At 55.9% G+C, this 15,084-nt stretch carries 17 protein-coding genes; 7 read left to right on the top strand and 10 right to left on the bottom strand.

The genetic code is table 11. The features are described from left to right. Positions 1-2 precede the first annotated feature (2 nt). Both V6940_RS11555 and hpt read left to right on the top strand, forming a co-directional pair. Positions 3-194 carry a hypothetical protein gene (locus V6940_RS11555; RefSeq protein WP_045341218.1) on the top strand — a complete coding sequence of 64 codons (192 nt, stop codon included), beginning with the start codon at positions 3-5 and terminating at the stop codon, positions 192-194. A 207-nt stretch (positions 195-401) separates the two neighbouring features. Next, positions 402-938 (top strand): hypoxanthine phosphoribosyltransferase, encoded by a 537-nt coding sequence (gene hpt, locus V6940_RS11550; RefSeq protein WP_333495955.1) that lies wholly within the window; start codon positions 402-404, stop codon positions 936-938. A gap of 90 nt (positions 939-1,028) precedes the next feature. On the opposite strand, the gene can is transcribed toward hpt, so the two are convergent. Then, a complete protein-coding gene (can, locus tag V6940_RS11545) occupies positions 1,029-1,691 on the bottom strand; it encodes a carbonate dehydratase (RefSeq protein ID WP_106925477.1) in 663 nt (220 codons plus the stop codon). Between the two features lie 102 nt (positions 1,692-1,793). On the opposite strand from can, the gene V6940_RS11540 reads away from it, so the two are divergent. The 4 genes from V6940_RS11540 (at position 1,794) to V6940_RS11525 (ending at position 5,332) form a co-directional block, all read left to right on the top strand. Continuing rightward, complete coding sequence (locus V6940_RS11540; protein WP_185669250.1) at positions 1,794-2,720, top strand: ABC transporter ATP-binding protein; 927 nt, start codon at positions 1,794-1,796, stop codon at positions 2,718-2,720. Continuing rightward, entirely contained in the window at positions 2,717-3,487 is a 771-nt protein-coding gene (locus tag V6940_RS11535) for an ABC transporter permease (protein ID WP_333495954.1), read from the top strand. The genes V6940_RS11540 and V6940_RS11535 overlap by 4 nt, the downstream gene beginning before the upstream one ends. A 111-nt stretch (positions 3,488-3,598) precedes the next feature. Continuing rightward, a complete protein-coding gene (locus tag V6940_RS11530; protein WP_333495953.1) occupies positions 3,599-4,039 on the top strand; it encodes a PTS sugar transporter subunit IIA in 441 nt (146 codons plus the stop codon). A gap of 63 nt (positions 4,040-4,102) precedes the next feature. After that, complete coding sequence (locus tag V6940_RS11525; protein WP_333495952.1) at positions 4,103-5,332, top strand: polysaccharide deacetylase family protein; 1,230 nt, start codon at positions 4,103-4,105, stop codon at positions 5,330-5,332. A gap of 32 nt (positions 5,333-5,364) precedes the next feature. Here the strand turns inward: V6940_RS11525 and panD are convergent, their stop codons facing one another. The 9 genes from panD to thpR all read right to left on the bottom strand — a co-directional run bounded on the left by panD (position 5,365) and on the right by thpR (position 12,552). After that, positions 5,365-5,745 carry an aspartate 1-decarboxylase gene (panD, locus tag V6940_RS11520; RefSeq protein ID WP_035891933.1) on the bottom strand — a complete coding sequence of 127 codons (381 nt, stop codon included), beginning with the start codon at positions 5,743-5,745 and terminating at the stop codon, positions 5,365-5,367. A 261-nt stretch (positions 5,746-6,006) separates the two neighbouring features. Continuing rightward, on the bottom strand, positions 6,007-6,855 hold the full coding sequence (gene panC, locus V6940_RS11515) for a pantoate--beta-alanine ligase (protein WP_185669247.1): 849 nt from the start codon (positions 6,853-6,855) through the stop codon (positions 6,007-6,009). An 11-nt stretch (positions 6,856-6,866) separates the two neighbouring features. Then, on the bottom strand, positions 6,867-7,658 hold the full coding sequence (gene panB, locus V6940_RS11510; RefSeq protein WP_185669246.1) for a 3-methyl-2-oxobutanoate hydroxymethyltransferase: 792 nt from the start codon (positions 7,656-7,658) through the stop codon (positions 6,867-6,869). 118 nt (positions 7,659-7,776) lie between these two features. Continuing rightward, positions 7,777-8,256 (bottom strand): 2-amino-4-hydroxy-6-hydroxymethyldihydropteridine diphosphokinase, encoded by a 480-nt coding sequence (gene folK / locus V6940_RS11505; RefSeq protein WP_333495951.1) that lies wholly within the window; start codon positions 8,254-8,256, stop codon positions 7,777-7,779. Then, entirely contained in the window at positions 8,253-9,650 is a 1,398-nt protein-coding gene (pcnB, locus tag V6940_RS11500; protein ID WP_220440858.1) for a polynucleotide adenylyltransferase PcnB, read from the bottom strand. The genes folK and pcnB overlap by 4 nt, the downstream gene beginning before the upstream one ends. Before the next feature lie 55 nt (positions 9,651-9,705). After that, positions 9,706-10,602: a tRNA glutamyl-Q(34) synthetase GluQRS gene (gluQRS, locus tag V6940_RS11495; RefSeq protein WP_333495950.1), complete on the bottom strand. Its 897-nt coding sequence runs from the start codon at positions 10,600-10,602 to the stop codon at positions 9,706-9,708. 69 nt (positions 10,603-10,671) lie between these two features. Further along, entirely contained in the window at positions 10,672-11,127 is a 456-nt protein-coding gene (gene dksA / locus V6940_RS11490) for an RNA polymerase-binding protein DksA (protein ID WP_035891939.1), read from the bottom strand. A 156-nt stretch (positions 11,128-11,283) separates the two neighbouring features. After that, complete coding sequence (gene sfsA, locus V6940_RS11485; RefSeq protein WP_333495949.1) at positions 11,284-12,006, bottom strand: DNA/RNA nuclease SfsA; 723 nt, start codon at positions 12,004-12,006, stop codon at positions 11,284-11,286. 12 nt (positions 12,007-12,018) lie between these two features. Next, on the bottom strand, positions 12,019-12,552 hold the full coding sequence (gene thpR / locus V6940_RS11480) for an RNA 2',3'-cyclic phosphodiesterase (RefSeq protein ID WP_333495948.1): 534 nt from the start codon (positions 12,550-12,552) through the stop codon (positions 12,019-12,021). 73 nt (positions 12,553-12,625) lie between these two features. On the opposite strand from thpR, the gene hrpB reads away from it, so the two are divergent. Continuing rightward, positions 12,626-15,055 (top strand): ATP-dependent helicase HrpB, encoded by a 2,430-nt coding sequence (gene hrpB / locus V6940_RS11475; RefSeq protein ID WP_333495947.1) that lies wholly within the window; start codon positions 12,626-12,628, stop codon positions 15,053-15,055. Positions 15,056-15,084 lie beyond the last annotated feature (29 nt).

Raw genomic sequence — 15,084 nt, 5'->3', positions numbered from 1 at the left:
GTATGCTGGATCGGGCAGTAATAGAGAAAGCAATAATGGTCGCGGCCGAACTACAGGGCCATAAACTTAACGGGCAAGATAGGCTATTAATCCGCACAAAAACAGCTATGGTGTTGGGGGCTAAACAGCGGCACCGCCAACGCATGAAGTCTCCACCTTATCAGTGGCGTAAACCGGAAAACCCCAGACGATAAACAACCATTAAAGCACCGACATCATGCGGTGCTTTTTTTATTATTTTGCTCGATGCTGTATACTCGCCGCCTTTCCTCGGTACTCATGCTTTCGCATTTTTTCTGGTTTGTGCGATAATCCGTATATCAATCGGTGTATCAATATTTACTGAATTGCATAGTGTGAGATTGAATTTAACTGATTAAAATCAGTGAGATATATAGATTATGAAACATATTGTTGAAGTGATGATCCCGGAAGCGGAGATCAAGGCGCGTATCGCTGAACTGGGTCGTCTGATTAACGAGCGTTATAAGGACAGCGGTAGCGAAATGGTGTTAGTCGGTCTGCTGCGCGGCTCGTTCATGTTCATGGCTGACCTGTGCCGTGAAGTACAGGTTCCGCACGAAGTCGATTTTATGACGGCATCCAGCTATGGCAGCGGTATGTCCACCACCCGCGACGTGAAAATCCTCAAAGATCTCGATGAAGATATCCGCGGTAAAGACGTGCTGATCGTTGAAGACATCATCGACTCTGGCAACACCCTGTCGAAAGTGCGTGAGATTCTGGGCCTGCGTGAGCCTAAGTCGCTGGCGATTTGTACGCTGCTGGATAAACCAACCCGTCGCGAAGTTGAAGTGCCGGTTGAGTTTGTCGGCTTCTCCATCCCGGACGAATTCGTGGTGGGTTACGGTATTGACTATGCTCAGCGCTATCGCCATCTGCCATACGTTGGCAAAGTGGTGCTGTTAGACGAGTAAGTTTGCAGGTAGCCCGGACGAGGCGGAACGCCGACTCCGGGACACGCCCGGCGTCACTGCGTTCGGCCGGGCTATAAGGGATGATTTCCCTTACTTATGATTGATATGCTTTAACTTGAGGTTGGAAATTCCGTGGCGGTAACGCTGCTCGAGGGTTTCGCGACTGACAGCGGTTACATCAAGATCGCGCAGCAGGCCGTCGTGAATACCGTACGCCCAACCGTGAATCATCACCTTCTGCCCACGTTTCCATGCCGATTGCATAATCGTTGAGTGGCCCAGGTTATAAACCTGCTCCATGACGTTCAGCTCGCATAGCGTATCCATGCGGCGTTCCGGCGGCATCTCGCCCAGCAATGAACTATGTTTGAACCAGATATCGCGAATGTGCAGCAGCCAGTTGTCGATTAACCCCAGTTCAGGATTTTCCACCGCCGCCTGTACGCCACCGCAGCCGTAGTGCCCGCAAATAATAATGTGTTCAACTTCCAGCACATCAACGGCATACTGCACCACGGAAAGGCAGTTGAGATCGGTGTGGATAACCAGGTTTGCGACGTTACGGTGGACAAACAGTTCGCCAGGCTCAAGCCCGGTCAGACGTTCGGCGGGGACGCGGCTGTCAGAACATCCAATCCATAAAAAACGGGGTTTTTGCGCCTGCGACAGTGTCGCAAAAAAGCCGGGATCCTCTTCTCTCAGCATTTTTGACCATAGTGCGTTATTGCTGATGAGTGTATCAATGTCTTTCATGGAGGCTTGTAACCAAGTGAAGTGCGTTGGGCTAATATAGGGCAACTCCTGAATTATTAAAACTAAATATCAAGTATCAGAATGTAAGGTAAGCGAGAATCTATGACCATTGCACTGGAATTAGAGCAACTGACAAAGACCTATCCCGGTGGCGTACAGGCGCTGCGTGGGATCGATCTGCAAGTCGAAGCCGGTGATTTCTACGCGCTTCTGGGGCCGAACGGGGCGGGTAAATCGACCACCATCGGGATTATCAGTTCGCTGGTGAACAAAACCTCCGGGCGGGTGAGCGTATTTGGTTATGACCTGCAAAAAGATGTGGTCAATGCCAAACGTCAGCTCGGGCTGGTGCCGCAGGAGTTCAACTTCAACCCGTTTGAAACCGTGCAGCAAATCGTGGTGAACCAGGCGGGTTACTACGGCGTTGAGCATAAAGAAGCGGTCATCCGCAGCGAAAAATACCTGAAGCAGCTCGATTTGTGGGAAAAACGCAACGAACGTGCGCGGATGCTCTCCGGCGGGATGAAGCGTCGCCTGATGATTGCCCGCGCGCTGATGCATGAACCGAAACTGCTGATCCTCGACGAACCGACTGCGGGTGTAGACATCGAGCTGCGCCGTTCCATGTGGGGCTTCCTCAAAGATCTTAACGATAAAGGCACCACCATCATTCTGACGACCCACTATCTGGAAGAGGCAGAAATGCTGTGCCGCAATATCGGCATCATCCAGCGTGGTGAACTGGTAGAGAACACCTCGATGAAAGCGCTGCTCTCCAAGCTGAAGTCTGAAACCTTTATTCTCGACCTGGCGCCGAAAAGCCCGCTGCCGAAGCTCGAAGGTTACAAGCACACGCTGGTGGATACCTCGACGCTGGAAGTGGAAGTGCTGCGTGAGCAGGGGATTAACAGCGTTTTTGCGCAGTTGAGTGCGCAGGGAATACAGGTACTGAGTATGCGTAACAAAGCGAACCGCCTTGAAGAGCTGTTTGTGTCGCTGGTTCATGAAAAACAAGGAGATCGCGCATGATGCAGCTTTACTGGGTTGCGCTGAAAAGCATCTGGGCGAAAGAGATCCACCGCTTTATGCGTATCTGGATCCAGACGCTGGTGCCGCCCGTCATCACCATGACGCTGTACTTTATTATTTTCGGCAATCTGATCGGCTCCCGTATCGGGGAAATGCACGGCTTTACCTATATGCAGTTTATCGTGCCGGGCCTGATCATGATGGCGGTGATCACCAACGCTTATGCCAACGTGGCCTCGTCGTTCTTTAGCGCTAAGTTCCAGCGCAATATTGAAGAGTTGCTGGTGGCTCCGGTGCCAACGCACGTCATCATCGCCGGGTTTGTCGGCGGCGGCGTGGCGCGCGGTCTGTGCGTGGGGGTTCTGGTGACGGCGATTTCGCTGTTCTTCGTACCGTTCCAGGTTCATTCGTGGGTGTTCGTGGCGCTGACGCTGATCCTGACCGCGGTGCTGTTCTCGCTTGCCGGCCTGCTTAACGCGGTTTTCGCCAAGACCTTCGATGACATCAGCCTGATCCCTACCTTCGTGCTGACGCCGCTGACCTACCTTGGCGGGGTGTTCTATTCGCTAACGCTGCTGCCGCCGTTCTGGCAGGGGCTGTCGCACCTGAACCCGATCGTCTACATGATCAGCGGCTTCCGCTACGGCTTCCTCGGCATTAACGATGTCCCGCTGGTCACGACGTTTGGCGTGCTGGTGGTATTCATCGCGGCGTTTTACCTGCTGTGCTGGTATCTCATTCAGCGCGGCCGCGGCCTGCGCAGCTAATCATGCTGCATTTCCCGGCGGGTTTTATCTGCCGGGAACCGTTCTTTGACAGCCATCACCCCTATTTATTGATTGCTCGGCTAAACTGCTTGCCTGCTAAGGAGGTAAGCAATGTTAGGTTGGGTCATTTCCTGCCATGACGACAAAGCACAGGAACTGCTGGATCGTCTGGAAAAAAAATATGGGCCGCTGCCGCAGTGTCGGGCAGTTAATTATTGGCGAGGCCAGAGCTCAAATATGCTCAGCCGCATGATGTGTGACGCGCTGCATCAGACCGATTCCGGCGAGGGCGTTATCTTTCTCACTGATAACGCGGGCGCCGCTCCCTATCGCGTGGCCGCACTGATGAGCCATAAGCACAGCGGTTGCGAAGTGATCGCGGGCATCCACTATTCATTAATCGAACAAATGATTCCTCTGCGGGATTCCCTCAGCAGCAGCGACTTTCGCGAACGCATTGTGACGCTGGGTTCGCCCGGAGTGACCAGCCTGTGGCATCAGCAGCAGAAAAATCCGCCGTTTGTTCTGCTACATGACCTGTATGAGTCTTAAACATTGGTATTGATGTAGCTTTTGTTACAATAGTAGAGTCGTTTCCCGCTTCGGTTACTGCTCATGGCTATACGTTCGGTTGTTTTCCTGCTGTTTTTCCTCACCGGTAGCGTCGCTGCCGCGTTGCCCACGCGCTATATGCAGACGACGGAAGACGCCGCTATCTGGGCACGTATCGGCAATAAAACCATGACCGTCGGCAACCTGCGTGCCGGACAAATTATCGCCATTGAGCCGGACGTGGAAGATTACTACACCTTTAGCTTCGGCTTCGGTAAGGGCTTTATCGATAAGGAGCACCTTGAGCCGGTACAGGGGAAGCAGCGCATTGAGGATGGGCTGGGAGATTTAAACAAGCCGCTGAGCAATCAGAATCTGGTCACCTGGAAAGATACTCCCGTCTACAACGCGCCGGATATCGGCAGCGCGCCGTTCGGTACGCTGGCGGAGAACCTGCGCTATCCGGTTATCAACAAGCTGAAAGACCGCCTCAATCAGACCTGGTATCAGATTCGCATCGGTGAACGCCTGGCCTATATCAGTGCGCTGGATGCCCAGGTGGATAACGGCATTCCGGTCATCACCTATCACCATATTCTGCGCGATGAAGAGAACACCCGTTTTCGTCATACCTCTACCACGACTTCGGTGCGCGCCTTTAGCAACCAGATGACCTGGCTGCGCGATATGGGCTATACCACGCTGACCATGTATCAGCTTGAGGATTACGTCCATAACCGTACCAATTTACCTGCCCGCGCGGTGGTGATCACCTTTGACGATGGGTTGAAATCAGTCAGTCGCTACGCTTACCCGATACTCAGGCAGTACGGTTTTAAAGCCACGGCGTTTATTATCACCTCGCGTATTAAGCGCCACCCGCAGAAGTGGGCGCCGAAGTCGCTGCAGTTTATGAGCATTTCCGAGCTGGAAGAGATTAAAGACGTCTTTGATTTCCAGTCACACACCCACTTCCTGCACCGGGTGGATGCGCAGCGTCGGCCGATTTTACTGAGCCGTAGCTATCACAATATCCTGTTTGATTTTGCGCACTCGCGACGGGCGCTCTCGCAGTTCAATCCGCACGTGCTGTACCTGTCATACCCGTTTGGTGGCTATAACGCGACGGCGATACAGGCAGCGGGTGATGCCGGTTTTCATCTGGCAGTGACGACGGTGAAAGGGAAGGTGAAGCCGGGGGATAATCCGATGCTGTTGAAGCGTCTGTATATTCTGCGGACGGATTCGCTGGAGACGATGTCGCGGTTAATCAGCAACCAACCGCAGGGGTAAACAAGCGCTCCGCCGTGACGGAGCGCTCGGCATTACGCAACCTGAACCGGGATCGCTTTCGCGGTGCGTTTCATCTCGTTGTCGCCTTCGAAGTAAGCTACGTTCGGGCGCCAGGTACGGGCTTCTTCATCACTCATGGTGACGAAGCTCGCGATGATCACGATGTCGCCGACGTCAGCGTTGTGCGCCGCAGCGCCGTTGACGGAGATGATTTTAGAACCGCGTTCAGCCGCGATGGCGTAGGTGGAGAAACGCTTGCCGTTGTTCACGTTCCAGATATCAATGGCTTCGTTTTCCAGAATACCGGCGGCGTCGAGGAAGTCCTGGTCAATCGCGCAGGAGCCTTCATAGTGCAGGTCGGCATGCGTGACTTTCACGCGGTGGAGTTTGCCCTGCAGCATTGTGCGAATCATAGCGTCTACCTTTAATTCTTAACGGAAACAAAGCAGTTCACGACTGCTTTGAGAAATTTCGCAGGCAGTATTGCCCGATTTATACCAGGTGTCCATATGCGAATAACCTTGCTTACGATTAATTGCGTATCGTCACGCATAACCTGCTGCAAACGATGTCGTCATTGCAGAATGACACCCCGGAGTCGGTGCTAACGCACCTCGTCCGGGCTACCTGATTGTCGCCGGCCAAGCGGAGCGCCGCCGGGAATGGCGCGAAAACTACAGCTCTACGCTCTGATTATCAATCAGACGCGCCTGGCCCAGCCATGCCGCCATCAGGATCACCGCACGTTTGCTGCTGTCGGTCAGGTCGAGCAGGGTATCCGCGTCGCGAATCTGGATGTCGTCGGCGCGGAAGCCTTTCTCGTTCAGCTCCTGTTCGGCGATAGCAATCATCTCTCCCTGGTCGCGCTCACCGGCCTTCAGTTTTTCCGCCACGCGGCTCATCACCTTGTACAGACCCGGCGCGATTTTGCGCTGCTCTGCGGTGAGGTAACCGTTACGGGAACTGAGTGCCAGACCGTCTTTGGCGCGGATAATCGGCACGCCGACGATCTCAATGTCGTAGCCAAGATCGGCCACCATCTTGCGGATCAACGCTAGCTGCTGGAAGTCTTTCTCACCGAAACAGGCGATATCCGGCTGGATCAGGTTGAACAGCTTGCTGACGATGGTTGATACGCCGCGGAAGTGTCCCGGACGGCTCGCGCCTTCCAGCATGGTTGAGAGGCCCGGTACGTCGACGAAGGTCTGGCTTTCGGTACCCTGCGGATAGATTTCCGCTTCCGACGGCGCAAAAACGAAATCGACTTTACGTTTGTTCAGCTTCTCGCAATCTTCCTGCAGCGTACGCGGGTAGCGCGCCAGGTCTTCGACACGGTCGAACTGCATCGGGTTAACGAAGATGCTGACTACCACTACGTCCGCACGGGTTTTGGCTTCTTCAACCAGCGTCATATGGCCGTCGTGCAGGTTGCCCATGGTGGGAACCAGCGCAACGCGCTTACCTTCCTGACGCAGACGACGGATATGCTGGCGCAGCAGCGGCAGGGTTTCAATAATCAGCACAACATGACTCCTTAATGGAAACTATGTTCTTCGCCCGGATACGCCCCGGACTCGACTTCCGCCATATACTGCCGTACCGCGGCGCGCATGTCGCCCGCTTCGGCGAGGAAGTTTTTGGCAAATTTAGGAATATGGCCGCCGGTGATACCGAACGCATCGTGCATCACGAGGATTTGCCCATCGGTGACGTTGCCTGCACCGATGCCGATAACCGGAATCGACAGCGCTTCGGTGACGCGTTTTGCCAGCTCAACCGGTACGCACTCCAGCACCAGCAGCTGCGCGCCTGCGGCTTCCAGCGCCAGCGCATCGTCGAGCAGAACCTGACCGGCGTCGCCGCGGCCCTGCACTTTATAGCCGCCGAAGATGTTGACCGACTGTGGCGTCAGCCCCAGGTGACCGCATACCGGTACGGCGCGGTCGGTCAGCATTTTCACGGTATCAACCAGCCAGGCGCCGCCTTCAATCTTGACCATATTGGCACCAGCACGCATGACCGCTGCCGCGTTTTCAAACGCCTGTTCCGGCGTGGCGTAGGCCATAAACGGCAGATCGGATAACAGCAGGCAGTGTGGCGCACCGCGACGAACGGCACGGGTGTGGTAGGCGATATCTTCAACGGTCACCGGCAGCGTGGAATCGTGGCCCTGCACGGTCATGCCAAGAGAGTCGCCAACCAGCATCACGTTGATGCCTTCGTCTGCGAACAGTTTGGCAAAGCTGTAGTCGTATGCCGTGATGGTCGCGAAGCGTTTTTTCTCTTGTTTGCATTTCTGCAATAAAGCGATGGTGGTCGGTTTCATAATAATCCCTGATGGTAAGATCGTATTACCCGGCATTCTAACAGCCGAAATCAGGGGGGCAATGACTTTAGGCAAACGATACCAGGTAGCGCAGGGATCGCTAAAAAAGGAGGGCGCGCTACCAGCGCGCAGGGCAGTTTTCCGCCAGTGCATCAAGGCGCTGACGCAGGCTGATGCCATCCGGGAAGATAAGCGTTGGGGCAATTTCGAACAGCGGCCACAGCATAAAGCCACGGTTGTACATGTCGTAGTGCGGGACGGTCAGATTATCGGTATGAATAATATCCTGACCAAACAGCATGATGTCTAAATCGAGAGTACGCGGCCCCCAGCGTTCGGCTTTGCGCTGACGCCCCTGCTGCAGTTCGATACGCTGGGTATGGCTAAGCAGCACATCGGCGGCGAGCGCGGTTTCTAGCGCCACGGCGGCGTTCAGGTAATCGGGCTGATCCTGTGGGCCGAGCGGCGGGGTGCGGTAGAACGCAGAGACGGCAGCGACCCGGCTTTCCGGGATCGCATTGAGCGCCTCAACGGCAGCGTTCACCTGCTCCAGCGGAGAGGCGAGATTGCTGCCGATGGCGATATAGGCAACGGTCACGCACTGCCCTCACGGCGCGGTGCGCGTTTGCGCGGACGGCGATGACGACGACGGGTGTCTGGCTCATCACCCAGCTCGTTGAGCATATCTTTCTGTGCCGGTGGCGCAACTACCTGGAACTCGCCCCACCATTGAGTCAGACGCTGCAGTTCACCGTTGTGTTCGGCTTCGGCACGCAGAGCCAGCAGATCGTAAGCGGCGCGGAATTTTGGATGCTCCATCAGCTTCCAGGCGCGTTTACCCTGACGACGGGACATCCGCAGCTGCAACTGCCAGATATCACGCACCAGCGTGGTAATGCGTTTTGGAATCGCCAGCGAACGGCAGGCTTCATCCAACACCTCGTTCATCGCCAGTGCGAAGGCATCGTAATAGGCCAGCCCGCTCTCCTGAGCGATTTTCTGTGCCATCTCCAGCAGCGGATACCAGAACATCGCGGCGAACAGGAACGCCGGGTTAACGCGCATATCGTTATGAATGCGGGTGTCGGTGTTCTTCAGCACCTGAGAGATGATGCGTTCCATCGGGCTATCACCGTCTTCAGTGAAGTAACGGGTGATGGTCGGGAACAGCGGCTGGAACAGATTGTATTCGCGCAGCAGCTTGTAGGTTTCTAAGCCGTAGCCTGCCTGCAGCAGTTTAAGCGCTTCTTCAAACAGGCGCGCCGGCGGCACGTCGTTCATCAAGGTTGCCAGACGTGGAATAGGTTCAGCGGTTTCCGGGCTGATACGCATATCCAGCTTCGCGGCAAAGCGCACGGCACGCAGCATACGCACCGGGTCTTCACGGTAGCGGGTTTCCGGGTCGCCAATCAGGCGGATCACGCCGTCAATCAGATCCTGCATACCGCCGACGTAGTCACGAACGGTGAAGTCCGCCACGCTGTAATAGAGGCTATTGATGGTGAAGTCGCGGCGCTGGGCATCTTCTTCGATGGAGCCGAAGATGTTATCGCGCAGCAGCATACCGTTTTGCCCACGCTGTGAGGTGGTGCGATCGGACTGGCCGTCTTCGTGGTGACCACGGAAGGTAGCAACTTCGATAATTTCAGGGCCGAACATGACGTGCGCCAGACGGAAGCGGCGACCCACCAGACGGCAGTTGCGGAACAACTTGCGAACCTGGTCAGGCGTGGCGCTGGTGGTCACGTCGAAATCTTTGGGTTTTTTGCCCAGCAGCAGGTCGCGAACGCCGCCGCCAACGAGGTAAGCCTCGTAGCCTGCTTTGTTCAGACGATAAAGAACCTTGAGGGCATTCTCGCTGATATCTTTGCGTGAAATAGCGTGCTGCTCGCGCGGAATAACGGTCATAGCAGGTTTAGCGACGGCGTTTTCAGCCTCGCTCTCCTCACGGCTCAGCACCTTGCGGCAAAAATTAGCGACTCGGGTAAAAATGGTGCACCTCGGTAATATCTGACTTTGGGACAAAAAAATAGCGGCTAATCATAGCTCAGCATAACGCATTTGAGAATGGCGGATTGATCTTCACCATTTCAGGCACCTGATTGAGCGACCATAGCGCGACCGCATTGTGCAGTAATTCTGCCGTGCTGAAATCCTGCCATTGCGCCGGAATATCCTGGCCTAAAAAGCGCAGCGCCTCGATAAGTACAGGGCGCGGGTCACCAGTTGGTAGGGCAGGTGCATGATTTTGCTTCGAAAGTTTAGCACCTTCTTCATTCAATGCCAGCGGCAGATGAATATAGTCCGGTGCCTGCCAGCCAAACTGCTGGTAGAGCGAAATCTGTCGCACGGTGGGTTCAATCAAATCGGCACCGCGAACAATCTCCGTCACCCCCTGAAACTGATCATCGACCACCACCGCGAGATTATAGGCAAACAAACCATCACGACGATGAATAATGAAATCTTCACGCGCGAGACGTTCGTCGGCCTTGATCGTGCCGCGCAGCAGGTCGGTGAATTCGGTTACCGGGTGCGTCTGACGCAGACGCAGGGCCGCGTTCTCGGGGCCGTAGTTGAGGTCACGGCAGTGGCCATCGTAGGTGCCGCCGATGCTCTGGATGCGCGCGCGGGTGCAGGTGCAGTAGTAGCATAGGTTCTGGCTTTTCAGCCACGCCAGCGCTTCACAATAGGCCTCGTGACGCTGTGATTGCCAAAGAACGTCGCCGTCCCAGTGCAGGCCGTAATGTTCCAGCTGATGCAAAATGGTGGTTGCAGCACCGGGAACTTCACGAGGGGGATCGATATCTTCGATGCGAACGCGCCAGATGCCCTGCTGAGCACGAGCTTGTAGATAGCTTCCCAGCGCGGCAATCAGCGAACCAAAATGCAGCTCACCGGAAGGGGAAGGGGCAAAGCGCCCAATGTATGGTTGTGTTGACATATTTATGGCAATAAAAAAACAACAAGGCGGGAGAGATTCCCGCCTTGAAGTGAGAGCGTTAGCGTTCTATTAACCTGCCATCTGCTTTTCGCGGATTTCTGCCAGCGTTTTGCAGTCAATGCACAGGTCGGCCGTTGGACGTGCTTCCAGACGACGAATACCAATTTCTACACCGCAGGATTCGCAGTAGCCGAAATCTTCATCTTCCACTTTCTTCAACGTCTTCTCGATCTTTTTGATCAGCTTACGTTCACGATCGCGGTTACGCAGTTCGAGGCTGAACTCTTCTTCCTGCGCGGCACGGTCTACCGGGTCAGGGAAGTTTGCTGCTTCGTCCTGCATGTGAGTAACGGTGCGATCGACTTCATCCCTAAGTTGATTACGCCATGCTTCAAGAATACGTCGGAAGTGCGCCAGCTGGGCTTCGTTCATATACTCTTCGCCCGGTTTCACCTGGTACGGCTCCACCCCTGCGATGGACAGAATACTCAGGGACGATGTTTTACGGTTTTGCCCTTCTTGCATGTTGCTTCTCCTTAACACGCACTATCGATCCCCGTGTTCGGGGGAAAAATCAGGCCGCTATAAATAACAGATGCTTTTCCACATGGCAATTATCTAAACGTAACACTTGACAATGCTGTGAAGAAAAGCGTATTTGCGCCGCAGCCCGAACACTTTCTATGCAGATACCCCCGGTGATAACGCAATGGGTAACGGCGATATCAGAGTCATATTATCGGCAGAAAGTTCCGCTTTATAAGCCAAAATCTCTACCCCCTTTCTCTTTGCTTCAATGAGTAACTCTGCGTATTTAGCATCAATATGGTGTGCAGGAGAGAAATATTCAATGGCTGAGTGCAAGATAGTAAACAGTAAAACGGCGCGTTCGCCCCTGGCGACAACGCCCATCAGCTCGCGTAAATGCTTCTGTCCGCGCACGGTCACGGCATCCGGAAAGTAACCAAATTCATTTTCCGCAAGTGTGACTGACTTCACTTCAATATAGCAGTCGGGACGATCATCTGCCTGTAACATGATGTCAATTCTGCTGCTTTCTTCACCGTATTTCACTTCGGTTTTCAGGGTGTTGTAGCTGGTAAGTTCGGGAAGGCGCTGGGCCAGAATTGCCTCCTTTGCCAGGGTGTTTGCCCGCAGCGTATTGACGCAGATAAATGCCCCTTGCTGGGTTTGAGTTAATTCCCACGTATGTGGATATTTTCGTTTAGTATTTTCTGATGTCGAATACCAAACGGTGTCACCTGGGGTTGCACAACCGGTCATTGCGCCGGTGTTGGGGCAGTGCAGCGTGAAGGTTTCACCTTCGGGGGTGACAACATCCGCGAGAAAGCGTTTGTAGCGTTGGATCAGCGTGGCGTGCTTGAGCGGTGGCGTAAACTTCATACGTTTTCCTTATTATGATTCGCTGAGCGTCCAGCGCTGTAACGGCGTATATTTTGTGCGTCCCCGAACAAAGCGTGATTCGTATAGCGCGAACTCGGTCACCGGAAACGTCCAGAGAAAGCCGGGAGCGGGAATAGGCACCGCCTGCGCGGCGTTACGCAGCAGCGTCAGGTGCGGGTGAAACGGCTGCGGGCTTTGATAACAGCCGCTGCGGGCAGCCTGAGCGCGAAGCATATTGGCGAGCTGCAGCAGCCCGCGCGGCGGCTGGCGCGTGCCGAGCCACACCACGCGCGAGCGCAACCACTGCCCGGCATCATCAAGGTTCAGCGTAAAACCCGGCTGGCGGATTCGTCCTGCCATGGCGGCCAGCGCCCGCTGTTTCTCCTCACTTACCTCGCCCAAAAACGCCAGCGTGATGTGCAAATTAGCTGCGACGACGGGAATACCGGCATCGTCAGCAAAATTATCGGCACGCCACTGCACCAGCTGCTTCTGGATGGGCTTTGGGATCTCAACGGCGAAAAACAGCCTTTTTGACTCTGACATGGTGGGGACTCGGTTATGAATTGAGGCGATGCTACAATGTCCGCCGTTTAATGTTAACCCTCTGGAGCCATTCGTGTCCCTGTTGCCGGTCGCAAGCATCCTTCCTGAACTCCTTCATGCCTTACAGCAATCGCCGCAGGTGCTGCTGAACGCACCAACGGGGGCGGGTAAATCTACCTGGCTGCCGCTGCAAATTTTACGCGAAGGCAGCATCAACGGGCGTATTTTGCTGCTGGAGCCGCGCCGTCTGGCGGCGCGCAACGTGGCGCAGCGCCTGGCGGAACTGCTGGGTGAGAAGCCGGGAGAAACGGTCGGCTACCGCATGCGTGCGGAAACCTGCGTGGGGCCAACTACCCAGTTAGAGGTCGTGACCGAAGGGATCCTGACGCGTATGATCCAGCACGATCCCGAACTGTCGGGCGTGGGGCTGGTGATCCTCGATGAATTTCACGAGCGTAGTCTACAGGCAGACCTCGCGCTGGCGCTGCTGCTGGACGTTCAGCAGGGGCTTCGCGATGACCTCAAGTTGCTGATCATGTCGGCCACCCTTGATAACGACAAGCTGCAGCGTCTGCTTCCGGATGCGCCGGTGGTTATCTCTGAAGGGAGGGCGTTTCCGGTGGATCGTCGCTATCAGTCGCTGCCTGCGCACCAGCGCTTTGATGAGGCGGTGGCTATTGCGACGGCAGAGCTGCTGCGTCAAGAAAGCGGTTCGCTGCTGCTGTTTTTACCTGGGGTTGGCGAAATTCAGCGAGTGCAGAATTATCTGGCGGAGCGCGTAGCCGACGATGTCCTGCTCTGTCCTCTCTATGGCGCGCTGCCGCTGAGCGAACAGCGTCAGGCGATTCTTCCCGCGCCATCGGGCAAGCGGAAGGTGGTGCTGGCAACCAATATTGCCGAAACCAGTCTGACCATTGAAGGTATTCGCCTGGTGGTGGACAGCGCCCAGGAGCGTGTGGCGCGTTTTGACGTACGTAGCGGGCTGACACGGCTGATAACCCAGCGCGTCAGCCAGGCCTCGATGACCCAGCGTGCGGGGCGCGCGGGACGTCTGGAGCCGGGCGTGTGCGTGCACCTGTTAGCAAAAGATCAGGCCGAACGTGCGGCGGCGCAGAGCGAAGCGGAAATATTGCAAAGCGATCTCTCGTCGCTGTTGCTCGAACTCTTGCAGTGGGGCTGTAACGACCCATCGCAGCTCTGCTGGCTGGATACGCCTCCCGCGGTGAACCTGGCGGCGGCGCGACGCCTGCTGACGCAGCTTGGCGCGTTGGCCGATGAGCGATTAACGGCGAAAGGGCAGAAAATGGCGGCGCTGGGGAACGACCCGCGTCTTGCCGCGATGCTGGTGGCGGCGGATAGCGACGACGAAGTGGCTACGGCGGCGCGGCTGGCAGCCATTCTGGAAGAGCCTCCGCGCGGCGGCAGCGGCGATTTGATGCAGGCCTTCACCCGTTCGCAGGGGCAGTGGCAGCAGCGTAGCCAGCAGCTTTGTAAGCGGCTTAATCGCCGTGCAGGGCAGCCTGACAGCGACGCGATTCCCGCGCTGCTGGCGCAGGGCTTCCCCGACCGCATCGCGCGCCGACGCGGGCAGGAAGGACGCTATCAGCTCGCTAACGGTATGGGGGCGATGTTAGACGCCGACGATGCGCTGAATCGCCACGAATGGCTGATTGCACCGCTGCTGTTACAGGGCAATGCTTCGCCGGATGCGCGAATCTTGCAGGCCTGTGCGCTGGATATTGATGCGCTGGTGGCGCGCTGCCCGCAGCTGCTTCAACAATCTGACACTATCGAGTGGGATGATAACCAGGGCACGCTTAAAGCGCTGCGCCGAAGCCAGATTGGCCAGTTGACGCTGAGCGTGCGCCCGCTGGCGAAACCGTCGGAAGAGGAACTGCATCGGGCGATGCTCACCGGCATTCGCGAGAAAGGGTTAAGCGTACTCAACTGGACGAACGAAGCGGAACAGCTACGCTTGCGTTTACAGTGCGCCGCGCGCTGGCTGCCGGAAGATGAGTGGCCTGCGGTGGATGACGCCTCGCTGCTGGCGGCGCTGGAGAGCTGGTTGCTGCCGCACATGAGCGGCGTCCACTCGTTGCGCGGATTGAAATCGCTGGATGTTCATCAGGCGCTGCTGGAGTGGTTGCCCTGGTCATTACGACAACGTCTGGTGAGTTTGCTGCCAACTCATTACACTGTGCCCACAGGAAGTCGGATAGCTATTCGCTATGATGATGAAAACCCACCGGCTTTGGCGGTGCGTATGCAGGAGATGTTTGGCGAAGCCAGCACGCCGACTATCGCCGAAGGGCGAGTCGCGCTGGTGCTCGAGCTGCTTTCACCGGCACAGCGCCCGCTGCAGATCACGCGCGATTTAAGCGCGTTCTGGCAGGGGGCGTACCGGGAAGTGCAAAAAGAGATGAAAGGGCGTTATCCGAAGCACGTCTGGCCGGACGATCCGGCAAACACCGCGCCAACGCGGCGGACGAAAAAGTATTCGTGATTGTCTCCCTCTCCCAGTGGGATAGGGAA

The organism is Kluyvera sp. CHPC 1.251, from assembly GCF_036759945.1.
GTDB lineage: Bacteria > Pseudomonadota > Gammaproteobacteria > Enterobacterales > Enterobacteriaceae > Kluyvera > Kluyvera sichuanensis.
This window is presented reverse-complemented; position numbering and strand designations above follow the sequence as displayed.